The following is a 22,630-nucleotide window of genomic DNA, read 5'->3' as shown; positions in this document are numbered from 1 at the left end:
CACAGGGCCGGAGGCCCTACTTCAGTAGCGCACGCGACATCACGACGCGCTGAATCTGGTTAGTGCCTTCGTAGATCTGCGTGATCTTGGCGTCGCGCATCATGCGCTCGACCGGGAAGTCGGTGGTGTAGCCGGCGCCACCGAACAGCTGTACGGCGTCGGTGGTGACCTCCATGGCAACGTCGGAAGCGAAGCACTTCGCCGCAGCGGAGATGAAACCGAGGTTCTTCTCGCCGCGCTCGGCGCGAGCAGCGGAGGTGTAGACCATCAGACGTGCGGCTTCGACCTTCATTGCCATGTCCGCGAGCATGAACTGAACAGCCTGGAAGTCGCTGATGGACTTGCCGAACTGCTTGCGATCCTTGGTGTATGCCAGAGCTGCGTCGAGTGCGCCCTGGGCCAGGCCGACAGCCTGAGCGCCGATGGTGGGACGCGTGTGGTCGAGGGTCTCGAGTGCCGTCTTGAAGCCGGTGCCCGGTTCGCCGATGATGCGGTCACCGGGGATGCGGCAGTTCTCGAAGTACAGCTCAGCGGTGGGGGAGCCCTTGATGCCGAGCTTCTTTTCCTTCGGTCCGACGACAAAGCCCTCGTCGTCCTTGTGGACCATGAAGGAGGAGATGCCGTTTGCGCCCTTGTCGGGATCGGTGACAGCCATGACGGTGTACCAGGTCGACTTGCCGCCGTTGGTGATCCAGCACTTGGAGCCGTTGAGGATCCAGTCGTCGCCGTCAGCCTTCGCGCGGGTACGCATCGAAGCGGCGTCGGATCCGGCTTCACGCTCGGACAGTGCGTACGACGCCATTCCGCCGTTCACGAGGTCCGGGAGCACCTTGGACTTGAGCTCTTCGGAACCCTTGAGGATCAGGCCCATGGTGCCGAGCTTGTTCACGGCGGGGATCAGCGAGGAGGAGCCACAGACGCGGGCGACTTCCTCGATGACGATGCAGGTGGCGACGGAGTCGGCGCCCTGGCCGTCGTAAGCCTCGGGAACGTGGATGGCGTTGAAGCCAGACGCGTTGAGGGCGGTGAGCGCTTCCTCGGGGAAACGTGCGTTCTCGTCGACGTCCTTGGCGTACGGCGCGATTTCCTTCTCGGAGAGTCCGCGGATAGCAGCCCGCAGTTCGTCGTGCTCTTCGTTCAGTGCGAAGAGATTGAAATCCGGGTTTCCTGCCATGGGAACGCTCCTTGGTGAAGGTTGCTTGAAGGCGGTCGGTGCGGCTCCGGCGTTACCAACGAGAGTCGCGGACAGGCCGGTGCCAATGACCCCAGTCAAACACGGCACTGAGTGCCAGGTCAAGGGATGGGAGTGTGAAGTTCCGGTGCACGAGCGGTGTCAGCCGAGTTGTTCGTGGATTTTTCTGCTGATCTCCTCGGCGGACGTTCCCGGGGGAAATGCTACTACCAGCACAGACTTCGATTCTGGCGTGCTGGTCTTGGACCCGGATGCCACGCCGTACGTCCGCCGAACGTCGAGCAATGCCTGGCTCAGCGCTTCGGCTGTGGCGTCTTCGTCGCCTTTGATCATGCTTCGCAAGAGGTAGTTGTGGCACGCGGTGACAGCTGCGGCAAAACCGACAACCTCGAGGACCGGTTCGCGGGGAACAGCGCTGCGCAGGTAGTCGACGAATAGGCGCTCATAGCGGAATCCGGTGACGAGTTCGCGGTCGCGAAGAGCCGGAACATGCTGTACGACGCGGTATCGCCGCATCGAAAGGTCACGGTTCCGGCGGAAGAAGTCGAAGACCAGTCCCGCGGCCTCGCACACCGACGCCCAGGGGTCGGCGGAATCGGACGCGAGGAACTCGGCCACGTGTTCGAGGAGGGACTCGTGATCGGCGAAGATCACGTCTTCCTTGGAGCGGAACTGCCGGAAGAACGTCCGGCGCGACACACCGGCGGCAGCGGCGATCTGCTCGACGGTGGTGGCTTCGTACCCGTTCTCCGAGAACAACCGGATCGCTTGAGACGCGACGTGTACCCGAAACTGTGCGGGGTCAGTTCCGGGCAGGTCTGCGCGTTCACTCATGGGGACAAGTATTGCGCCTGTTCGCGCCATCCCGGTGTGGCGGGCAGCAACCGCATGCCGATCGGTTCCATCTCAACGGTGTGCGGTGGACGTGAATTGGTAGGTTGCCGCCTCGACGATCTCGTCAGGGGTAATAGCGATCTCCTCGTTCAGCCACGCGGTGACCAATTCGGCAAGGCCCCCGACGAAGAGCAGTCCGTTGATCTGACCTTGATGAGATGGCCAAGCTCGGTCGCCGTACATTCGCGAGGCTTCGTCCGCGACCATTTGCGCGAAGCCGTGCAGTACCGCGCGCCGGTGTGCGCGAAGGGGCTCGTATGCAGCGGATTCGATCATTGCCACACGCCCCTTGCGGGGATCGTCGGTGAGGAGGGTGACGAACGACGTGATGGCATCTCGTACGCGCTGCTCGAGCGTCCCGTCGCTCGCTCGTAGTGCGGTCAGGCCGGCGTCGCGAACCTCGTCGGCAATTCCGTCCAGGATTGTTTTCAGCAGTTCGTCTCTGCTGGAAAAACTTTCGTAAAAGTAGCGTTCCGTCAACTTGGCTCGCGCACAGATCGCGGTCATCGTGGCGCCTCGACTGCCTGCGACAGCGAATAGTTCCAGCCCTGCCTCTAGCAAGCTCTCGCGCCGCAATGCTGAGCGCTGGTCGCCGCTGAGGCCGGCATACCGCCGCGGCGTCGGAGAAGTCATAGGTCGATATTGACAGACGCAACCACTGTGACGCAGACTACAGTCCATCTGACAGGATGCACTGTCAGATTGAGCGAGAGTAGAGGTCGCAGTGTCCAAGATCCTGGCTCGTCCCCCCGTGAACTCGCAGTTGCACCCGATTTCGGGCCGTTCCGGGCTGCCTCTCGTCGGGCACGCTCTTGCATACATCCGCGATCCACTCGCATTGATGCAAGAGAACTGGGATCGATACGGCGAGGTCTCTTGGTTCTCGATGGTCGGTCGGCAGTGGATCGCTGTTCTCGGACCCGACGCGTGCCAGGAAGTGCTGCAGAACAAAGATCGGGCTTTTGTGAACAGCGACGGCTGGTCGGTGCTTATCGGCCCCTTTTTTCACGGTGGGCTGATGCTTCTCGATTCGGAAGAACATCTACGGCATCGTCGAATCATGCAGCAGGCGTTCACTCGGACTCGGATCGAGAAGTCTGTCGACGTTCTCAATCCGGCAATCGACTCGGCGCTCGACACATGGACCCCCACTGACGGATTTCGTGCATACACAGCGCTGAAGACACTCACCCTCGATCTCGCCACCGACATCTTCATGGGCGGTGCGGAAGGAAGTACCGAAAGCGAAATATCTTCGGTGAAAAAGGCTTTCGTGGATTGTGTGCAGGCGGCTACTTCTCTGGTCCGCTACCGCGTGCCGGGGACCAGATGGAAGCGAGGACTCGACGGCCGCCGGGTCCTGGAAGACTTCTTTCGTCGCTACCTGCCGGCGCGTCGAGCTCGCGCAACCGATGATCTGTTCTCCGTGCTCTGTCACATCGAATCCGAAGCAGGACAACGCTTCAGTGACGACGAAGTGATCGACCATATGATCTTCCTCCTGATGGCCGCACACGACACTTCGACGATCACCCTTTCCACGATGATGCAATATCTAGGTCAACATCCGAAGTGGCAGGACAGGTGCCGTGCCGAGTCGCTCGCTCTGGGGACCTCGACGCCCAGCTATGCAGATCTCGACGGCCTGAGCAGCCTTGACCTGGTGATGAAGGAATGCCTCCGACTCGTCTCTCCCGTACCGGTCATGGCGCGGCGAGCGGTCCGCGACACTCAAGTACGGGGTCACTTCGTGCCTGCGGGAACGTATGTTTCTGTCGCCCCTCACTTCACGCACCACATGGCGCAGTACTGGCCTGATCCCGAGCGTTTCGATCCCGAACGTTTCGCCGAGAATCGACGCGAAGACAAGGTTCATCGGTACGCGTGGGAACCGTTCGGAGGTGGAGTGCACAAATGCCTGGGAATGCACTTCGCCGGCGCCGAGATCAAGGCAATCATGCACCACCTCCTCATGCGCTTCGACTGGAACGTCGACGCAGATTACGTCGCTCCGCTCGACTTCACGTCCTTGCCGTTCCCTTCGGACGGGCAACCTGTCGATCTGCGCCGGCGTCACAGTTCGGTGCGCTGAGACCCTACGGCCGAATTACTTCGACGCACGCAATTGGAACTTGAGAACCTTGCCGGTCGGGGTGCGAGGAAGGTCGAGTGGAAAGACGATGTCGCGGGGAACCTTGTACCCGGCCAGCAATGCACGGGTGTGCTCGACGATGTCTTCGGCGGAAGCCTGTAATCCCTTGCCCAGCACCACGAATGCCTTCGGGCGCTCGCCCCACTTCTCGTCGGGAACGCCGACGACTGCCACGTCGATCACGGCAGGGTGACTCATGATCGCCTGCTCCACCTCGACGGTGGAGATGTTCTCACCGCCCGAGATGATGATGTCCTTCGCGCGGTCCTTGAGCTGGATGTAACCGTCGGGATGCATGACGCCGAGGTCGCCGGAATGGAACCAACCACCGGCAAATGCTTCGGCGGTCGCGGCCTCGTCACGGTAGTAACCGAGCATCACGTTGTTGCCGCGGAGCACGATCTCACCCATGGTCTGGCCGTCGGCGGGAACGTCGTTCATCTCGGCATCGACAACGCGAGCATTTTCGGCCTGCACCATGCCGACTCCCTGACGGGAGAGAAGTGCGGCGCGCTCGGACTGCGGCTTGTCGTCCCAGGCTTCCTGGTACTCGCAGATCGTGTACGGGCCGTATACCTCGGTGAGACCGTAGACGTGGACGACGGTGACACCGATGTCTTCGAGTTTTCCGATGATCGTCGGTGACGGGGGAGCGCCGGCGGTGGTGATGCGCAGGGCTTCGACCTTGTGGGCCTGGTCTGCGTCGGCGATGGTGGAGCAGACGGTAGGAGCGCCGCACAGATGCGTCACGCCCAGATTGTCGATGGCGTCCCAGATCGCGTCGGCGCGGACCGCGCGCAGGCAGATGTGTGTGCCTGCGGCCTGAGTGACGGCCCACGGCGTGCACCACCCGTTGCAGTGGAACATCGGCAGTGTCCACAGATACTTCGTCGCTCCGTCGAAGCCGTTGTGGAAGGTCTCGCCGAGCGAGTTCAGGTACGCCCCGCGGTGGGAGTACATGACGCCCTTGGGTTTTCCGGTGGTGCCAGAGGTGTAGTTGATGGCGATGCACTGCTGCTCGTCGTCGACGCCCCAGTGCAGTGGCTGATCGGTGAGAGCCTGACCTTCGGCAATCAGATCGGCGTACTGCCCGGTGACGATTCCGGTGGGAACCTCCGGGGACGGGACGGTGGAGTCCGGGATCTCGATGATCTCGCGCAGGCTCGTCACGTTCGCCTTGGACGAGGTGACCGAGCCGACGAATTCGGAGTCGACGAACAGGATCGTGGTTCCCGAGTGATCGATGATGTACTCGAGTTCGGGACCGGCGAGGCGTGAGTTAAGGGCGATCAGGACTCCGCCGGCGAGTGGGACGGCAAAATGCGCGAACAGCATCTCGGGAACGTTCGGCGCCAGGTATGCAACGCGGTCACCGGGCTGAATGCGTTCACGCAGGACGCGGGCCAGCGCTGCGACCTCGTCACCGAACTCTCGGTACGTGTAGCTCCGGTCGCCGTGAATGACGGCGGTGCGATCGGGGAACACCGCAGCGCTGCGCTCGAGAAAGCGCAGCGGACTGAGCGGGGTGTTGTTGGCTGCGAGAGCTGTCGAGACAGACACGGTTCCTCCGAAGGCGACGTGACACGGTTGGTGTCACGGTAGTTGTGATCGGCACTACAAATGGCCTGGATGCACGCTATTGCCCAGTCAAAGGTGCCGCTACCCTCTGAATTGGGTATGTGGAGGTGAGAGTGAGCAGGGTACTGAGACCGAGCGACGACGACGCGTTGCGCGCCGAACTGCGTCGACTGCACCCCCGAACCGAGTTGCCGGTTCTGTTCGGCGGTTGTGTCGACGACCGGTCGCTGACCATCACCGGCTACGTCGGGACTCGTAGCAACATCCTGCGAAATTTGAAGATCGACGCCGAATGCGGACTCGGTGGTCGTGCGATCGCAGAACAACGACCGGGCGCGGTGCAGGACTACGCGAACTCGTCGCACATCACCCATGACTACGACTACGAAGTGGGCACCGAAGCCATCGAATCCTTGATGGCAGTCCCGATCGTCGTACGCGGGGTTACTCGCGGAGCGATCTACGGAGGACTGCGCGCCAACCTGCCGATCGGCGACGTGATCGCCGAGACGATGATGCGATCGTCGTACGCGTTGGCCCGCGAATTCGAGATTCGCGACGAAGTGGATCGTCGGGTGGCGATGCTCGATACCGCTGCGGTGGAACATGGTTCGAATCGCGATGCCCAGATATCCGAAGGGTTGACCGAGAGCGTCCTGGCGCTCGGCGAGATCGCGGCGAACCTCGAGGACATGGCTCTCAGCGCGCAGGTCCTCGCCGTCGAGGCAAAGTTGCGGGCGTTGGCGTCGCCGAAACCTTCCGCGAACACTCCAGTCGCGAACACCGTTGTCCTGTCGCCCCGCGAGCGGGAGGTGATGGGCTACGTAGCTCTGGGACTGCGCAATGCCGAGATCGCCGAGAGGTTGTCCCTGAGCGTCGAAACGATCAAGACGTACATGCGGAATCTGATGGGAAAACTCGACGTCCGCAGTCGGCACGAAGCAGTTGTGGAAGCGCGGCGGCAGGGCTTGATTCTGTAAGGCTGAATCGGTGGGCCGGTCCCGCCAAGCGGAATTTCAAAGCTACGCCTTCGCCATGGTTGGTATGACGGACCTCACTATCGGCAGAGTTCGACACGAGTGATGAGGGCATCGATGCAGGATTTGTTCGACAACAACGACATGACCGGCCTGGCCGAGGCGATCAAGAGCGGCGACGTCTCCGCCAAGGAAGTTCTCGAGTTCAGCCTGGACAGACTCGACGAGCGCAACCCGGCAGTCAACGCGGTGATCAGTGAGCGTCGCGAGGAGGCACGCAACGAGGTATCAGGCGGCTTGCCGGAAGGTCCACTGCACGGCGTCCCGTTCGTGATCAAAGACCTGGGCATGGACGTCGCAGGATTGCCGAGCACCAACGGATCTCGATTGTTCGCCGATGCTGTGGCAGAAAAAGATTCGACGCTCGTGGAGCGGTACCGTGAGGCCGGTCTGGTTGTCATCGGCAAGACGAACACCCCGGAGTTCGGTAAGAATGCGAGTACCGAACCTGCGCTGTTCGGGCCTACCTGCAACCCTTATGCCCTTGATCGTTCACCCGGCGGATCTTCGGGTGGCACGGCTGTAGCTGTTGCCGTCGGGATCGTGCCGGGCGGCCATGCCAGTGACGGCGGTGGATCGATCCGTATTCCCGCATCGGCCTGTGGCTTGGTAGGCCTCAAGCCCAGCCGTGGACGTACTCCGACGGCACCGGCGCGCACGCTGTTCTCGTCGCCGATGAGTGTTCATCACGCACTCACCCGAAGTGTCCGCGACACTGCACTGCTTCTCGATCTCTCCGCCGGACCGACTGTCGGCGATCCTTACGTGATCCTGGCGCCGAAGCGGCCGTATATCGAGGAAGTTGGTGCGGATCCCGGACGGTTGCGGATCGGTCTGAGTAACACTCTTCCTGATGGCACCCCGGTGGACCCGGAGTGCTCGGCCGTCACAACCAGTGTTGCCGGCCTGCTCGAAGAACTCGGTCACGATGTGACCGAGGGTGCCCCGAACTTTCCGCTCGATGCGCTCACCGCCGGGCTTTCCGTGTTGATGGGCATTCCGATGACGATCGAGGTCGACGAACGACTCGAGGCCCTGAACCGCGCAATCCGCGACGACGACCTCGAGCCGATGGCTCGGATGATCTACGACCGTGCGAAGTCCGAAAGTGCGACGAACGTCGTCAAGGCATTGCAGGAACTCGAGCGGGCAGCTCAGGTGATCGGTGCGTTCTTTGTCGATCACGACCTGTTGCTGACGCCGACGATGGCTCGACCGGCAGCTCCGCTCGGTCTGCTCGATACGGCAAATCCCATGTCGATCTGGGAGCATTCGGCCGGGTACAGCGGTTTGACCAGTCCGTTCAACAGTTCAGGTCAGCCCGCGATTTCCTTGCCGATGGGTCATGACACGGCCGGCGTTCCTATCGGCGTGCAGTTGGTGGGTGCGTTCGGGCGTGAAGATTTGCTGATCCGGGTTGCGTCGCAGCTCGAGGTGGCGCGCCCGTGGAGCATTGCCCCAGTGTGGCCGCCCGTCCCGGCGTAGCCCCGGCACCGTCGAAGAGTCGAGAACACCGTACTTTTCACCCGTCGAGGGTGAATGTGGGCCGTCCCGAAACGCATACAGTTCGGAAGGACAGCCCTATCCGGTATCGGTGAAGGAGTCTCTCGATGAGCCAGTTCCAACCAGACAGTCCGGCGACTCCCGCCGTCAATGCACAACGACTGTGGGCGGGCGGGGCCGCAACTGCGCTCGTCGCGGCCCTGGCCGCGGTCGTCGGACTACTGATCGTGCGGGGAATCCTCGACACTCCGGTCATCACACCGGAGCGGATGCCGGGGAATTCCCAAGCCGGCTCGCTTGCTCTCAGCGCCGCGATTGCAGCGCTGGTCGCTACCGCACTTCTGCATGCGTTGATGGTGTCGACGCCACGTGCGTCGAACTTCTTCGCGTGGATCGGAATCCTCGCAACGATCGCCACCGCGCTGTGGCCGTTCACGATCGCAGCGACTACCGCATCGCGAGTCGCCAGCGCCGCAATCTACTTCGTCGTCGGCATCGCGATCGTCTCGTTGCTCACCGGGGTCGCAGGGTCCGCGCAGACCACTCGCCGTATCGGCGTGTGATGGAGTATCGACCGTGAACGGGGTGGTTCCGCAAGCACAACGGCGCACATTGGCGGAGCTCGACGAAAAGCTCAATTTCTCGGTGGGGGACCGAGATTCGAAGCGATCCGCCTTCTGGGTGATGCTGACGCTGTCTGCCGTGATCGCCGTGGCCGGTGTCGTGGGCGATTCCACGGCAACCGTCATCGGAGCGATGATCGTCGCTCCCTTGTCGACGCCGATTCTCGGGGTCGGGTTGGGCATCACAACTGGCCAAGGCGCTTTGGTGGGGCGGAGCCTGGTCTATGTCGTCGGTGGTATCTGCCTCGTCGTCGTATTGGGTGTCGCGTTCGCTCAGGTATTGCCGAATCCCTCCAACGTGCTGACCAATTCCCAAGTGCTTGGGCGTACTTCGCCGACGTTGATGGACTTGACGGCAGCACTTGCGACCGGTTTGGTCGGGGCCATCGCGATCGCGCGCAAGGATGTCGGCGACGTACTTCCCGGTGTTGCCATCGCAATTTCGCTTGTCCCACCGTTGGCGGTGGTAGGTGTCTGTCTCGGCTCGGGGTCACCGAGTTTGGCGGTGGGCGCGTTTGTACTGTTCACATCGAACGTGGTTGCCATGATCATCACTGCGACAGGCGTGTTCGTCGCAGCTGGGTACGCGCGCGACGCCGGGATTTTGAAAACGTCGCGGCGGCGGGCATACCTCGTGCTTGCCGCTCTGTTGATCGTCGTCGCGATTCCGATGGTCGGCAACTCCCTGTCGTCGTTGTGGGCGAGGCAGATCGGGAGCGCGGCGCAACAGTGGCTCGCAGACACTCCGGGAGCCGAGGTCACCGATGTCACCTGGCAGGGCAGCACCGCCACCATCGACGTGCTCGGCCCGGAAACCCTTCCCCCACTAAATGAACTGGAGGCATCGATCGACGCACTGATTCCGTGGAACCCGGACGTGCAGATCGTCCATACCGTCGGGACGAGGATCGCGGCGGGGTGAGGTCAGGCGATAACGCGAATCGGCCACTGACCGTTGACGTCTCCCACGTCCCGGCCCTGGCTGAGTAGGTACTCGGCGAAATCACGCTGGCGCTCGGCGTGCCAATCGGCTTGATCGACCATGAGATCGAGCCCCAGGAGGTCGGGGAACCGCACGGCCAACTCGCGGGCCAACGCTGCCGCAGCTTTAGCATCGGCCTCGGCTTCGTGCGCCGACTCCAATGAAATTCCGTAGTGCTCGCACACGGCCGCAAGCGTTCGCTTGCCCTTGCGGAACGTATCCATCGCCCGATCGATCACGTACGGATCAATCACCAACCCGGGAACGAATGCGGGCTTGCCGATGCGCAGACCCTCGGCATGCATGACCGTCAGATCGTAGGAGGCATTGAACGCCACGACGGCGTGATCGCGCGCCCAGGAATTGTGCAGAGCATCGCGAATCTCTTCGTAGCCCTCGGCGTAGTTCTGGCCGTGCCGCGCCGCGTACTCGGTGCTGATTCCGTGAATAGCCGAAGCGTCGGCGGGGATATCGACGCCGGGATCGAGTAACCACGTGCGTGTTTCGACATTCGAACCGTCGATGACCGCGACGCAGGCACTGACGATGCGAGCATTCGACGGATCCCGCCCGGTGGTTTCGAGGTCGAACGCGCAGATCGGGCGATCGGACCAGCTACTCATCGGGGGCCTTTCGGTGCAGAACGTCATGTCCGAATCACTATGCACCTCCCTACCGACAGAAACGACGAACAGCCACCTCCGCCGGGTGAAGGTGGAGGTGGCTGCTGCGTGACTGTGTGGACCTACAGAGTCTCGGTTCCGACCGTGAAGCGATCCATGACGTCTTCACGTGGAGTCACACCGAAGCCCGGTCCCTGCGGCACGGCGATGTGGCCGTCCTCGATGACAAACGGTTCGGTGATGTCCTCCTTGTAGAAGCGATCGGACGCCGAGATGTCGCCGGGCAGCGTGAACCCGTCCAGCGCCGCGAGGGCCGCGTTGGCGGCGCGGCCGATTCCGGTCTCGAGCATTCCGCCGCACCACACCGCGATACCGTGTGCCGAGGCGAGATCGTGGATGCGCTTGGCTTCCAGATATCCACCGACACGGCTCGGCTTGATGTTGATGACCGAAGCGGCACCGAGCGTGATGGCATCCGCCGCATCCTTGGCCGACTCGACCGACTCGTCGAGGCAGATCGGAGTCGAGAGGGACTGGGCGAGCTTGGCGTGCTGCACCAAATCGTCCTCGGCCAGCGGCTGTTCGATGAGGAGCAGTGCGAATTCGTCCAGGCGACGGAGCAACTGCGCGTCGACGAGGGTGTACGCGGCATTTGCGTCGACCTGCAGAGGAACGTCGTAGCCGAACTCCTTGCGCACCGCAGCCACGGGAGCGATGTCCCAGCCCGGCTTGATCTTCAGCTTGATTCGCACGTACCCCTGCGACAGATAGTTGCCGACGGTCTCTAGCAGCTGAGGGATGCTGTCCTGGATGCCGACGGACACTCCCGAGGGAACTCGCGTGCGAGTGGCACCGAGGTACCGAGCGAAAGACTGTCCGCGAGCGCGCAATTCAGCATCGAGAATTGCCATTTCGATAGCCGACTTGGACATCTGGTGACCCACGATGTGGTGAAGTACGCTGCCGACCGTCTCGGCCGAGAGCGGCTGATCCGACTGCGACTTACGTAGCGTCGGAACGAGATACTCGCGAAGCATCGCCCGCGCACCAGCGGTGTACTCCGAGTTGTAGTACGGATCGCTCAGCGAACCGCACTCGCCCCAGCCGACAGTCTCCACCGGACCGTTGGGGCCGTCGGTGGTGCCGCTCACCTTCAGGACGAGGGTGTTGCGCTCGAGCTGGGTGCTGAATGACGTGGTGAAGGGGGAGACGAGAGGGATGCGCAGTTCGCGCAATTCGACGGACTCAATGTGCATGGACTTGCTCTTCTCCGGTTGTCTCGCAGATTTTCGTGAACGTGTAATAGCCGCTGGGGTCGAAGCCGGTCGATTGCCATTCCTTCGAGGCGATCAGTGGTTCGAGGTACTCGCGAAGCGCGTGTCGCCAGGCAAAGGCAGAGGCGCGGTCGACTGTTCTCAGATGCTCGATGTCTCGGGGTATTCCGACTGCGATATCGATGCAGTCGGGTGGGATCGGGAGCATTCGAGGCGTACCGTCCTCGGTGGGTTGAAGCACCTTGAATGTATCATTCACGGCCACAGCAGAACTCGGAGATCCATCGACGTCGAGATCCCAACTGACGAGCATACGATCGCTGGCGTCGCCTGCGTTGATGCCGTCTGCCATCGAACCGTAGAAATCCGGGTTGTATTCGGTCGGTGCGGCACCGAGACGCTGAATGTTGAAATAGGCATTTCGTGCGACCAGTGGATCGAAGGTCCACCGGATCGTCCTGACACCGCGCTCGATGCACCAGTCTCGCTGATGATGCTTGAGGGCGCGGCCGATTCCCTTGCCTGCGTGTCCCGGTAGTACTCCGGCGATGTGTGAGTGCAGAACCTCGCCGAGAGGCTCGACGAAGAATCCGACACAACCACCGATCATTTCGCCTTCGGAAAAGGCTCCCACCACGTAGTGACCACCGTGATGAAGCGCAACCAACATCGCCGTGCCGAAATGAGCCGGTCCGGGGCTGGTAGCCCAGATCTCATCGAAAACGGCGGATAGATCGGCTATTTCGCGATTGTCGACCAGCTCTCGAAACTCAACCGCTTTGCTTTTCGACACGAGGGCCCCCTTCAGACGTGATCGAACGAATAAGGCCCGCAACCAACGCCGTCCTCGGGGCGATCGCGGACACGAGCGCATGCTCGGTCTCGGCGTGTGCACCGCCGCCGACGCCACCGAGGCCATCGAGGGTGGGGATACCGATACCGGCAGTGAAGTTTCCGTCCGAGGCTCCGCCTACGGCGAGCCCGACGGGAGGAGTCAGATCATGCTCGAGCGCAACACGTTCCGCCAACGCCAGCAACGGTGCGGACATCGTCGCTTCGAGAGGTGGACGGTTGACGCCACCCGAGACCGTGACTACGGCTTCAGGGTGGATTGCCTGCAGGGCTCGGATATTCGCATCGACCCGTTCCTGCTCGGCAGCGCTGGTTGCGCGCACGTCCACATCGACAAAGGCTTCTGCCGGAACGGTGTTGGTGGTGGTTCCGGCCGAAATGACAGTCGGGGTGACGGTGGTTGCCTGCGCCGGCGAGGACAAGTCGTTGACCGCGATCACGAGACGAGCCAGTTCTACTGCAGCATTGATGCCCTTTTCCGGCTCCAGCCCGGCGTGCGCGGCGCGACCGGCAACATGGATCCGATACAGCGACACTCCCTTGCGGACAGTCTTCAGTTCGCCGCCGTCACCGCCGGCCTCGAGAACCAGTACCGCGCCCGCCGCGAGTTTCTCGATCAGTGACCGCGACGTGGGCGAACCGATTTCTTCGTCACCGGTGACCAGGAGTGTGATTCCGTCGAGTGCATCGTCCCCGTGCAACTCTCGGACGATGGCGAGGGCGTGGATTGCCTGAACGACACCAAGTTTCATGTCGAGGCCACCCGGACCTCGAAGTGCGCCCTCGGTGACCGCTGCGGGTAGGCGCGTCAGGGTTCCGATCGGCCACACGGTGTCGTGGTGACCGAGCAGCATCAGCCGCGTCGGTGAGCTGCCGAAACGGGTCACCAGATGGGTTCGGCCTTCCGTCACTATCGACTCCGGTGTCACTCCGAGTCGCTCGCGGACAAGGTCTGATGTCCACTTCGCGCTGCGGGCAACAGCTTCGAGATCGTGCGACGGCGACTCGACTTCGATGAGCGCGATGGCGTCCTCGAGGATCTGAGGAAGTTGGCGCTCGGCCAGATCGCGGAGAATGGTCATCGGTTGTTCACTCGCGGATACGCGCGGCTTCCGACGTGTAGCAATTGTGTACTCCCGGTGTCGGAGAAAGTGATCCGGATCCAACCCGCTGATTGAGGTAGTTGGGTCGCGAATACTCCAGGGTGAACTTCGATCAGGCTGAGAGAGACGGACTCTGCGCTTTCGGCGTTGACCGAAGGGTCGATGTGATCGGTGCGGCGGGCGGTCAGGGAACTCCCGGTTCTTTCCAGGACGAAATCGGCAGCAGCATCACGGTACAGACCGCACAGCGCATCGAGTTCCTCAGGTGAGGACGTGGTGCGGGTGGCGGGGTCTCCAGGCGAAAATGCCGGTGTCACGGCGACGCCGCCGATGGAACCGATCACTTCGGTGAGAAGGTCGCCCGAGAGAGCGTCCATCGCACCGCCGTTGGCCATCAGGACTACCGCAATGCCGTGGGACGGGACCACCCGCAAGAAGGACTGCTGTCCGAGGGTTCCACCGTTGTGACCATGCGCCAGCACCCCGTCCCAATTGTGCAGCAGCCACGTGGTTCCCATGATGTCTGCAGATGACACCTCTCCGATCTGGCGGCACTCCTCGAGCATCGCCAGATGGGTGGACCGCTGAAGCAGAATCGGATCCTCGCGCATCGAATCCTGCGCGAACAGAAGAAGGTCCTCGGCGGTGCTGTTGATGAGACCGGCGGGGCCCATCGAGCGAGGGATGAGGAATTGTGGTGTCTGCGCGAGATTGTCGGCACCGCCGACATGCCCGACCGCAGCGCGGTGCAGTGCCGTCTCCTCGGGCAAGGTCGTGGTCTTGGTCAGGCCGAGAGGCTCGATGATCCGCTCACGCAGAACCGCGTCCCAACTCTTGCCTCGGAGAACCTCGATGATTCGTCCGGCGATGACGAAGCCGGTGTTGCAGTACGACCAATCGGAACCGGGTGCGAAGAGTTGCACCGTCGATGTCAGGGCTGCGACGTATCGCTCGACGCAGTCGTCGCCGCGTCCGCCGTCGATGAAGACGTCACCGTCGATGCCACTGGTGTGAGTCAACAGGTGGCGAGTGGTGACCGTTTCAGTGGCTACCGCGTCGGCAACTGCGAAGCCCGGCAGGATGTTCCGGACAGGCGAGTCGAGGTCCAGTAATCCTTCTTCGACGAGTTGCATGATCAGGGTGGCCGTCCAGACCTTGCTGATCGAACCCATCTGGAACAACGTGTCGGGAGTGGCCGCGACACCGGTGCGGGTACTGACGACACCGGACGTCACCACGGTGCGGTCGAAACCGCTGCGGGTAGTGGTCAGAATTCCGAGCGAAGCACCGGGTACCCCGTACTTCGCGCTCAGGGTGTCGAGTCGGTACTGCCAGTAGTCGGGATCGACCGTGGTCAGTGCCGGCGTAGGCGAGAGATGACGTTCGATCCAGTCGACGAGACGGGTGCTGTAAGCCAGACGGTGGGAGGGTCGACCCGTCAGCACAAAGGCATGCGACGCGCCCGGGAAGACCACCAGTTCGGTCGGGGTGCCGGCCAAACGCAGTCCACCGAACCACTGTTCTGCCTGGTTGACCGGGCAGCGGACGTCGCTACCGCCGTGAAGTATCAGCGTCGGTGTCGTCACCTGGGAGACTCGCCCCAGCGGCGAAAGTTCCTGTACCCGAGATGACTGCGGGTCGAATTCGACCGTCTGCAGCAAGATGCCCTCGTCCGAGGGGCCCGCCGTGTTCGCGATGTCGCAGACAAGGCCGCCAGCGACTGCGACGGCAAACCGATCGGTGACGGACGTCAGGGCGCACGTCATGAATCCGCCGTAGCTGTAGCCCGTGAGCACCAGTTGCTTCGGATCGGCCATCCCTTCGGCGACAAGGGTTTCGACTGGTTCGAGCAGGTCGGCGCGATCCGCCTCACCCCAACCGTCACGCACACCGTCGAAGAACTCGTTGCCGTAGCCGTCGCTTCCCCGCGGATTGATCATCAAGACCGTGTATCCGAGCGCGACCAGTTCCGCGTGGTACGCGTGCATCGGGGTGGGTGTACCGGTCCAGGCATTGTGTGGTCCGCCGTGGACGTCCAGAACCAGCGGACCGGCGCCCGTGACGTTCGGGTCGCGCAAGATCCAACCCTGAACACGGGTGCCGTCGCTGATGTCGAACCAACGCTCGGAGGCGACTGGAAACGCGACGGAAGTTGTCAGTTCCGTGTTCAATTCGGTGACGGTTTCGACTGCGCGAGTCTCGAGATCGATGACGGCGACCTCACCGAAGGACGTCGCCGTTGCCAGCGCGACGACGGCCTTCCCGGATGTCAGGGCAAGACCGGAGACCACTGTCTGTTCTCCGGTGAGAAGTGGTGAGACGGAGCCTGATCCGAAATCGATCTTGTGCAGTTCGGTGGAGCCCTGGTTGCGGATGCAGAAGACGATGTCGCCGTCGGCGGTGAAACGCGGTGCGCCACCGGGATAACCGGTCCCGCCAGGCATGACGTTTCGGTCGAGTGCGGATGTCAGACTGCGGTCTTCCACTCGCTGGTCGCGGTGCAGGACAAGAAGTTCGTTGTTGTGAATGATCGGCGTATGCCAACCGACTGCTACGACGGCGTCGCCGGCAGGTGTCCACGTAAGTGGTCCGGCGATGCCGCGTGCGTGCCCCAGCATCCGCGGAGCCGAGGCGAGATCAGTCAGCGATACGGTCCACGCGGAGCTCGCCCGTGTCAGATCGGCATTGCCGTCCATCGCCGCGGTGAAAGCAAGTTCGGTGCCGTCGGGACTGTACGCGGGATGCGAAGCGTCCCAATCGCCGTCCGTCAGCTGCCGAAGCGAGCCGGCGGCCAGATCGAACTCGAACAAGTGCGCCCGAACGCTGCCCCGGACACCGGATCCGTCGACCTTGTAGTTGAGGCGTTTCGCCACCAAGAGGTGTGACGATCCGGCGGCAGTGCGGTCGACCGGGGCACTGAAGGCGATTCGAGCACCGTCGGGAGAGAACACTGGTGCCCCAGCGCCGAGCGGGAGCTGCGCCGTGGTGGTCATCTGAACGGCGGGCCCGCCGGTGGCGTCGACCTTCCACAGTTGCGGTGTGCCCGAGGAATCCGGCCGAACGAAGACCAACAGCGTGGAAACGGGATGCCATGCCGGCGAGGTGTCGGCAGGTCCCGCGGTGAGCTGTTGTTGCGGGGAAGCCAACCAGATCGAGTGCTCGTTGGTATCCGCGGCCGGATTCGCTTCGGTACGTACGTATGCAATGCGTCCCGACGCTGAGACGGCGATGCTGGTCGGTGTGACCACGGACGCGTAATCCTGGATTCTCGCCGAACGACGTTCTTCGGCACGGGCTACGGCAGCGGGGGAGTCGAGAGTGGTCGGCGTTGTCATTGGAACATCGGCTCCCCGAAGGTCGGGATCGCGGACAACAGCTTTGCCGTGTACGGCTCCTTGGGCGAATCGATCACGTCGAGAACCGGCCCGTGCTCGACGATTTCGCCGCCGAGCATGACTGCGACGTGGTCACAGACATAGCGGATCACCGCCAGGTTGTGGCTGACGAACAGAACCGTCAGACCTAACTGTTTCTGCAGATCCACCAACAGATTCAGAACCGCGCCCTGCACGGACACGTCCAGAGCGGAGGTGATTTCGTCGGCAAGCAGAACTGCCGGTGCGGCTGCCAAAGCCCGCGCGAGGGCAACGCGTTGGCGCTGACCACCAGACAACGACGACGGGTATTCGTGCGCCTTCTCCACCGGCAGTTGGACGGTGGTGAGGAGTCGAGCCACCTCGGCAGCGCGGTCGCCGCGGTTGCGGCGAGCTTTGTCACGACGCTCGGTGGACCGCAGCGCCTCGGCGAGTGACTGGCCGATGGTCATTCGCGGGTCGAGGCACGAGTACGGATCTTGGAAGACCATTTGGATCCGGTGGCGCAGACGAGCGGTCGCGCCGCGGGCGTGAGCGACGTCCACACCGTCGAGAAGGATCTGGCCGGAACTGGGCTCGGCCAAGCCGACAGTTGCTCGCGCCAGTGTCGACTTTCCGGAACCCGATTCACCGACGAGACCGACCACCGATCCGGAGGGGATGTCGAGATTGATGTTCTTGACGGCGTGGAATTTTTTCGAACCGCTACCGAGGTGGACGTTGACGTCACGGAATTCGAGCCTGCTCATCGGATCTCCTCTGCAACAGCCAACAGTTCTTCCAACTCGATGTCGGCGGTGCTCTCCTCGGCGTCGAGGCTCTCCACCTGCCAGGCTTCGTCGACGGTGGCAAGCGGCTTGTCGCGATCGGTGCTCATGGTGGGGACCGCGGCGATCAGCGCGCGGGTGTACGGATGCTTTGCACGACCGGCGATCAGATCGTCGACTGCGATGTCTTCGACGATTTCGCCGGCAAACATGACCAGGACACGAGTGCACATGCCGGTGATGACGGCCATATCGTGCGAGATGAGAAGGATTGCGGCGCCGGTTTCTTCGCGAACCTCGTGGAGCAACCCGAGAACCTCACGCTGAACGGTCACATCGAGCGCAGTGGTGGGTTCGTCCGCGATGATCAGAGCGGGCTTGCCCATCAGACCCATGGCGATCATCGCGCGCTGACGCATACCGCCGGAGAACTCGTGGGGGTACTGCTTCGCACGCCTGGGCGCGTCGGGGATCTTGACGGCGTTCAGTCGCTCGACTGCCGCTTTCTTCGCGTCGACCTTGCTCATACCTTCGTGGAGCCAACCGATCTCGGCGACCTGGTATCCGACCTTGAGAGACGGATTCATGGACGACATCGGATCCTGGAACACCATCGCCATACGTGTGCCGAGTTGGCGGGCAACCTTGCGCGAAGCCGCGTTGTCCGGCCGCTTCCCGTCCTTCATCAGCACGGTGCCGTCGAACTCGATGAGCCCGGCGTCGACCACGGTGGGGTGGGCGGTCAGCTGCGCGATTGCCATGCAACTCAGTGACTTTCCGGAGCCGGATTCACCGACGATGCCCACGGTTTCGCCGCGATGAACTGTAAAACTGATGTTGTCGACGGGGCGACGCCAGTCGTCACCCGCGGGGACTGCGACGGACATGTTGCGGACGGTGAGAACTGCGTCCTCGTCGCTGGGCGCCGAATCGGCCTGAGCAGTTTTCCGGTTGATCGGCTTCCACTTCGGCAGGCGACTGCTGATCGGGCTGCGAACTCCCGCGCCGCGAGCAATGGCCTCGCCGAGCAGCGTGAAGGTCAAGCCGGCGAGCACGACGGCGATGCCGGGGGCAAGTGCGGTGGCCGGGTTGACGAAGATCTTCGACAGACCTTCGTTGAGCATCCGGCCCCAGTCGAATGCAGGTGGCTGAATGCCCAAGCCGAGGAACGAGAGTCCGGCGAAGACCACCAGGCCGCTGCCGACAGCGATGCTGGCATTGACGATGAGTGGTTCACGGATATTGGGGAGAATGTGGCGGAACAGCAGCCCCGGCTTGGTGACCCCGAGGATGCGTGCTGCGTCGATGAAGTCGCGTCCGTTGACCGACGAAGCCAGTGCGTACGTCAACCTCGCGAACGGCGAGGCCAGGGCGAGGCCGATGGCGATCACCGCGCTGCCCGCACCCTGTCCGAGAACGACCAACAGGAAGATCGCGAGGAGCAGTCCGGGGAATGCGATGGCGAAGTTGAGGAATGCCACGACCATGCGTCCGACCCAGCGGGGAGCGAGCGTCGGGAGCGTACCGAGTATCAGGCCAATTGTGACACCGAGTGCGACGGCTCCGAGAGCCATGAGCACCGACAGTCTCGCGGCGGTCATCGTGCGCGCGAAGACGTCACGCCCGCCGGCGTCGGTGCCGAAGATGTGCTCGGAACTCGGTCCCTGAGAGAGTGCCTTCGGGTTGGCTGCGACAGCGGCGTCACCCCAGATCATCGGTCCGAAGATGACGAGGGCGATCAGAGCGGTCAGGAAGGTGAGGGCCAGGATTCCCAATGGGGTGCGGAACGTTCCGACGATCCAGTGTCGTCGCGGGGGCGTCTTGGGGGCCGCAGTGGGGGCCGTAGGTGAGGTGCTCAACTCAGTTCTCCCGAATTGTGGATCGTGGGTCGATGAGAGCGAGCACCACGTCGACGATGAAATTGATGAGAAGGACGATGGCGCCGTAGATCACGACCAGTGTCTGGGCGAGCGGGTAGTCCTTCTCGGTGATGGACTTGACCAGCGCCATGCCCATGCCGGGCCAGGCGAAGATGCTCTCGATGAGCACGGTGCCGGCAATCAGACCACCCAGGAGGAGTCCGGCGAGCGTCAGCGTCGACGTCATGAGGTTGGGCATTGCATGACGGAAGTAGATTCGTGCCACGGGCATTCGCTTGGCGCGCGCCGTACGGATGTAGTCCATGTCCAACACGCCGAGTGCCTCTGCACGGACGATGCGCGACATCGAGGCGATGGCACCGATCGACATGGCCGCGACCGGGAGGATGTAGCTTTCCGGTCCACCGCGGCCGGCGACGGGCAGAACAGGGAACGTGACGGCAAAGAGGTAGACCAGCGCCGTACCGAACATGAACTCGGGGATCACGGCGATGGTGCCTGACGTTGCGGTGTAACCGATCTCGACTCCGCGTCGTCGACCGTTGCGGGTCAGTGCAGCGAAGATGAGGCCGATCGGAATGCCCAGTAGCAGCACCGTGACGACTGTGAGTACAGCCAGTTCGAGTGTTGCAGGGAGGCGGGACGCGATCACCTCGAAGACCGGAGTCCTCAAGGTGATCGAGTCACCGGGATTCCCGCTCAGCAACCCGCCGACGAATCGGAAGTACTGCTGCCACAAGGGAAGGTCGTAACCGAGCTGAGACCTCGTTGTCTCGACCAGTTCGACCGGTGCGTTCATTCCCAGAGCCAACCGAACCGGGTCGCCCGGAATCAGTTGGAGCATCAGGAACGCCGCAGTCACCAGCGCCCAGAGTGAAATCACGAAGGTGCCGAAACGACGCAGAAGATATGCGGGCCAGCTGTCGGACTCGAGCCACTTTGCTCGAGCCTGAGGCGCCGCTTCTGGTTTCGCGGCTTCAATAGTTTGACTCATGGGCTGTCTTTCCGGAGGGCGGGAACAGATGCAGGGCGGGAAGAGATGCTGAGCGGGAAAACGACTTACTGGTAGAGACGCAACGCAGAACCGGTGAGCGTCTTACCGAATGAGAGTCCGGCCTTGTTGAAGTACACGTTCATGACGGAATCTGCGAAGGGCACGGCCGCGATCGTCTTGGTGAGCTCCGACTCGGCGTCGGCCCAAGCGTCACAAGCGTCGCTACCGGTCAGACCGGAAGCCTTGGTGGCTGCTGCTTCGTAGGCGGGGTTGCTGACCGATCCGAAATTCTTGCCTGCTGCGGGAACCGGCCCGGCAAAGTACGCGGTGAACGTGCTGGGCAGCGAGGAGTTGATCTGGACCCAGGCGATGTCCCAGGCAGAGTTGTCCTTGCCGCTCAGAATGACGTCGATGATCTTGTTCGAGTCACCACCGGTCACCTCGACGTTTGCGCCGAGTTCGGACCACGCCGACTGAGCAAGTTCTGCCGCCGCGTTGCGCGGATCGTCGGTGCCGTCGTACACGAGGCGGAGATTGAGCGGCTTGCCATCCTTGCTTCGCTTGCCGTCAGCGCCGGCAGTCCAACCAGCGCCGTCCAGTGTTGCCTTTGCAGCTGTGAGGTCGAAGTCCGGAATGTTGCCTGCGACAGAGTCGTAGACACAGGCGCGCGGTTCGACGGCGACGAGACTGGTTGCCCGGACCCCGTTTCCGGCGGTGATGACCTGAGTGAGGTCGTCGAGATTGACCGCTTGGATCAGCGCCTTGCGCACTGCCGGATCACTGGTGGGGTTGCTGGCGATCTGGTTGAAGTACATCTGGCCTGCGGGCACCGGCCGGCCAACCGAGTCCAGATTGGCTGCCGCGACGCGGTCCTTGTCCGGCCCGGCGATCGGAGCTGCATTGAGTTCACCCGAGAGAAGCTGATTTGCGGCGGTGCTCACGTTCGGTGCCATGGCGGCGATGACCGTCTTGGGGACGCCGGGGGTATCGGAAGCGGTGCCGTCGGGGCCCCAGTTGTAGCCATCACGTCGCTGGAACGTGTAGTGGTCGTTGGCGGCGACTTCGGTGACTTCGAACATGCCGGTGCCGAGCGACTTCTTGTTCGATGCTGTCGGATCTTTCAGCCCGGCCTCGCACAGGATCGGCAGTCGACCGACGTTGAGAAGCAGGAACGGACTCGGCGCCGCAGTGGTCACCGTGACGGTGCGCGCTGCCGGATCGGCGGTTGCTGTGGCACCGGTCGGAACGGAGGACCCGCGCAACTGTGAACCGTTGTCCGGATTGGCGACGAAGTTGATGTTGTCCGCGACGGTCTGGGAAGTCAGCGTCGATCCGTCGGTACAGGTCACCCCGTCACGGATGGTGAAGGACGCCGAGGTCGGAGTCTCCTCCCACTTCTCCGCCAACCACGGTCCGACTTCGCTGGTATCGGGATCCTGGTAGATCAGGTAGTCGTAGGCCAAACGAGACAACTCGGCGGTTGCCTGAGAGGCCGACATGATCGGGTTGAGTGCGCCCGGATCGGCCTGCAGGGCGAAACGGAAGGTCCCGTCCGTGGCCGGTTCACCGCCACTGGCGCCCGAGGACGTGCCTCCCGAGCCACAAGCAGACAACACAAGCGTGAGCCCTGCGGCTGCCGCAAGTGTTGGATAGGAGCGGTGTTTCATGGTGCCTCCGGGATGGAGCTGGGGCCCGAGCGAAAAACGTGAGGGCGCGATTGAGTGTTGACTGCTAAATCTTGGCGCATGACGTGACGCGCATCTCTGTCGATCCTCACGAAAATCGGGTCGATTTTCGTCCGC

General features: G+C 62.6%; 18 protein-coding genes. 5 read left to right on the top strand and 13 right to left on the bottom strand.

Translation table 11 applies throughout. The features are described from left to right. Positions 1-16 precede the first annotated feature (16 nt). The 3 genes from AC1DVN_RS01945 to AC1DVN_RS01935 all read right to left on the bottom strand — a co-directional run bounded on the left by AC1DVN_RS01945 (position 17) and on the right by AC1DVN_RS01935 (position 2,719). A complete protein-coding gene (locus tag AC1DVN_RS01945) occupies positions 17-1,174 on the bottom strand; it encodes an acyl-CoA dehydrogenase (protein WP_003939784.1) in 1,158 nt (385 codons plus the stop codon). Positions 1,175-1,333: 159 nt separating this feature from the next. Then, positions 1,334-2,026 carry a TetR family transcriptional regulator gene (locus AC1DVN_RS01940; RefSeq protein ID WP_020909077.1) on the bottom strand — a complete coding sequence of 231 codons (693 nt, stop codon included), beginning with the start codon at positions 2,024-2,026 and terminating at the stop codon, positions 1,334-1,336. A gap of 72 nt (positions 2,027-2,098) precedes the next feature. Continuing rightward, the gene (locus AC1DVN_RS01935) at positions 2,099-2,719 is read right to left on the bottom strand and encodes a TetR/AcrR family transcriptional regulator (RefSeq protein WP_021345503.1); all 621 of its coding nucleotides are present in this window, start codon (positions 2,717-2,719) and stop codon (positions 2,099-2,101) included. Positions 2,720-2,810: 91 nt separating this feature from the next. Here AC1DVN_RS01935 and AC1DVN_RS01930 point away from each other — a divergent pair, with 91 nt between their 5' ends. Beyond that, the gene (locus tag AC1DVN_RS01930) at positions 2,811-4,178 is read left to right on the top strand and encodes a cytochrome P450 (RefSeq protein ID WP_060938012.1); all 1,368 of its coding nucleotides are present in this window, start codon (positions 2,811-2,813) and stop codon (positions 4,176-4,178) included. A 15-nt stretch (positions 4,179-4,193) separates the two neighbouring features. On the opposite strand, the gene AC1DVN_RS01925 is transcribed toward AC1DVN_RS01930, so the two are convergent. Further along, positions 4,194-5,798: an acyl--CoA ligase family protein gene (locus tag AC1DVN_RS01925; RefSeq protein ID WP_141488395.1), complete on the bottom strand. Its 1,605-nt coding sequence runs from the start codon at positions 5,796-5,798 to the stop codon at positions 4,194-4,196. 131 nt (positions 5,799-5,929) lie between these two features. Between AC1DVN_RS01925 and AC1DVN_RS01920 the strand changes: the two genes are divergently transcribed. The 4 genes from AC1DVN_RS01920 to AC1DVN_RS01905 all read left to right on the top strand — a co-directional run bounded on the left by AC1DVN_RS01920 (position 5,930) and on the right by AC1DVN_RS01905 (position 9,901). After that, positions 5,930-6,796: a helix-turn-helix transcriptional regulator gene (locus AC1DVN_RS01920; RefSeq protein WP_042952912.1), complete on the top strand. Its 867-nt coding sequence runs from the start codon at positions 5,930-5,932 to the stop codon at positions 6,794-6,796. A 114-nt stretch (positions 6,797-6,910) separates the two neighbouring features. Then, a complete protein-coding gene (locus AC1DVN_RS01915; protein ID WP_029256211.1) occupies positions 6,911-8,338 on the top strand; it encodes an amidase in 1,428 nt (475 codons plus the stop codon). A gap of 125 nt (positions 8,339-8,463) precedes the next feature. Continuing rightward, positions 8,464-8,919, top strand: a complete 456-nt coding sequence (locus AC1DVN_RS01910) for a DUF6069 family protein (RefSeq protein WP_020909071.1) — start codon at positions 8,464-8,466, stop codon at positions 8,917-8,919. A 13-nt stretch (positions 8,920-8,932) separates the two neighbouring features. Next, the gene (locus AC1DVN_RS01905) at positions 8,933-9,901 is read left to right on the top strand and encodes a TIGR00341 family protein (protein WP_477993241.1); all 969 of its coding nucleotides are present in this window, start codon (positions 8,933-8,935) and stop codon (positions 9,899-9,901) included. A gap of 2 nt (positions 9,902-9,903) precedes the next feature. On the opposite strand, the gene AC1DVN_RS01900 is transcribed toward AC1DVN_RS01905, so the two are convergent. The 9 genes from AC1DVN_RS01900 to AC1DVN_RS01860 form a co-directional block, all read right to left on the bottom strand. Continuing rightward, on the bottom strand, positions 9,904-10,584 hold the full coding sequence (locus AC1DVN_RS01900; protein ID WP_021345497.1) for a 3'-5' exonuclease: 681 nt from the start codon (positions 10,582-10,584) through the stop codon (positions 9,904-9,906). A 122-nt stretch (positions 10,585-10,706) separates the two neighbouring features. Then, positions 10,707-11,840, bottom strand: a complete 1,134-nt coding sequence (gene menC / locus AC1DVN_RS01895; RefSeq protein ID WP_020909062.1) for an o-succinylbenzoate synthase — start codon at positions 11,838-11,840, stop codon at positions 10,707-10,709. Then, on the bottom strand, positions 11,830-12,651 hold the full coding sequence (locus AC1DVN_RS01890; RefSeq protein ID WP_029256203.1) for a GNAT family N-acetyltransferase: 822 nt from the start codon (positions 12,649-12,651) through the stop codon (positions 11,830-11,832). The genes menC and AC1DVN_RS01890 overlap by 11 nt, the downstream gene beginning before the upstream one ends. Next, positions 12,629-13,792 (bottom strand): M20/M25/M40 family metallo-hydrolase, encoded by a 1,164-nt coding sequence (locus AC1DVN_RS01885; RefSeq protein WP_477993239.1) that lies wholly within the window; start codon positions 13,790-13,792, stop codon positions 12,629-12,631. Before AC1DVN_RS01885 ends, AC1DVN_RS01890 begins: the two co-directional genes overlap by 23 nt. Beyond that, positions 13,789-17,148, bottom strand: a complete 3,360-nt coding sequence (locus AC1DVN_RS01880; protein ID WP_477993237.1) for a serine hydrolase — start codon at positions 17,146-17,148, stop codon at positions 13,789-13,791. Before AC1DVN_RS01880 ends, AC1DVN_RS01885 begins: the two co-directional genes overlap by 4 nt. Beyond that, entirely contained in the window at positions 17,145-17,936 is a 792-nt protein-coding gene (locus AC1DVN_RS01875) for an ABC transporter ATP-binding protein (RefSeq protein ID WP_020970730.1), read from the bottom strand. The genes AC1DVN_RS01880 and AC1DVN_RS01875 overlap by 4 nt, the downstream gene beginning before the upstream one ends. After that, positions 17,933-19,813: a dipeptide/oligopeptide/nickel ABC transporter permease/ATP-binding protein gene (locus AC1DVN_RS01870; protein WP_477993235.1), complete on the bottom strand. Its 1,881-nt coding sequence runs from the start codon at positions 19,811-19,813 to the stop codon at positions 17,933-17,935. The genes AC1DVN_RS01875 and AC1DVN_RS01870 overlap by 4 nt, the downstream gene beginning before the upstream one ends. Position 19,814: 1 nt before the next feature. Next, a complete protein-coding gene (locus AC1DVN_RS01865; RefSeq protein ID WP_019745232.1) occupies positions 19,815-20,828 on the bottom strand; it encodes an ABC transporter permease in 1,014 nt (337 codons plus the stop codon). Between the two features lie 65 nt (positions 20,829-20,893). Then, complete coding sequence (locus AC1DVN_RS01860) at positions 20,894-22,495, bottom strand: ABC transporter substrate-binding protein (protein ID WP_019745231.1); 1,602 nt, start codon at positions 22,493-22,495, stop codon at positions 20,894-20,896. Positions 22,496-22,630: the final 135 nt, after the last annotated feature.

This window comes from Rhodococcus sp. P4_E4 (genome assembly GCF_056401575.1).
The sequence above is the reverse complement of the archived record's forward strand: the minus strand, read 5'-3'. Positions and strand labels throughout refer to the sequence as shown.

Excerpts from the sequence above, each read along its gene's own strand:
- AC1DVN_RS01945 (WP_003939784.1), bottom strand. The coding sequence starts at position 1,174 with ATGGCAGGAAACCCGGATTTCAATCTCTTCGCACTGAACGAAGAGCAC.
- AC1DVN_RS01940 (WP_020909077.1), bottom strand. The coding sequence starts at position 2,026 with ATGAGTGAACGCGCAGACCTGCCCGGAACTGACCCCGCACAGTTTCGG.
- AC1DVN_RS01935 (WP_021345503.1), bottom strand. The coding sequence starts at position 2,719 with ATGACTTCTCCGACGCCGCGGCGGTATGCCGGCCTCAGCGGCGACCAG.
- AC1DVN_RS01915 (WP_029256211.1), top strand. The coding sequence starts at position 6,911 with ATGCAGGATTTGTTCGACAACAACGACATGACCGGCCTGGCCGAGGCG.
- AC1DVN_RS01910 (WP_020909071.1), top strand. The coding sequence starts at position 8,464 with ATGAGCCAGTTCCAACCAGACAGTCCGGCGACTCCCGCCGTCAATGCA.
- AC1DVN_RS01900 (WP_021345497.1), bottom strand. The coding sequence starts at position 10,584 with ATGAGTAGCTGGTCCGATCGCCCGATCTGCGCGTTCGACCTCGAAACC.
- menC (WP_020909062.1), bottom strand. The coding sequence starts at position 11,840 with ATGCACATTGAGTCCGTCGAATTGCGCGAACTGCGCATCCCTCTCGTC.
- AC1DVN_RS01885 (WP_477993239.1), bottom strand. The coding sequence starts at position 13,792 with ATGACCATTCTCCGCGATCTGGCCGAGCGCCAACTTCCTCAGATCCTC.
- AC1DVN_RS01880 (WP_477993237.1), bottom strand. The coding sequence starts at position 17,148 with ATGACAACGCCGACCACTCTCGACTCCCCCGCTGCCGTAGCCCGTGCC.
- AC1DVN_RS01875 (WP_020970730.1), bottom strand. The coding sequence starts at position 17,936 with ATGAGCAGGCTCGAATTCCGTGACGTCAACGTCCACCTCGGTAGCGGT.
- AC1DVN_RS01865 (WP_019745232.1), bottom strand. The coding sequence starts at position 20,828 with ATGAGTCAAACTATTGAAGCCGCGAAACCAGAAGCGGCGCCTCAGGCT.
- AC1DVN_RS01860 (WP_019745231.1), bottom strand. The coding sequence starts at position 22,495 with ATGAAACACCGCTCCTATCCAACACTTGCGGCAGCCGCAGGGCTCACG.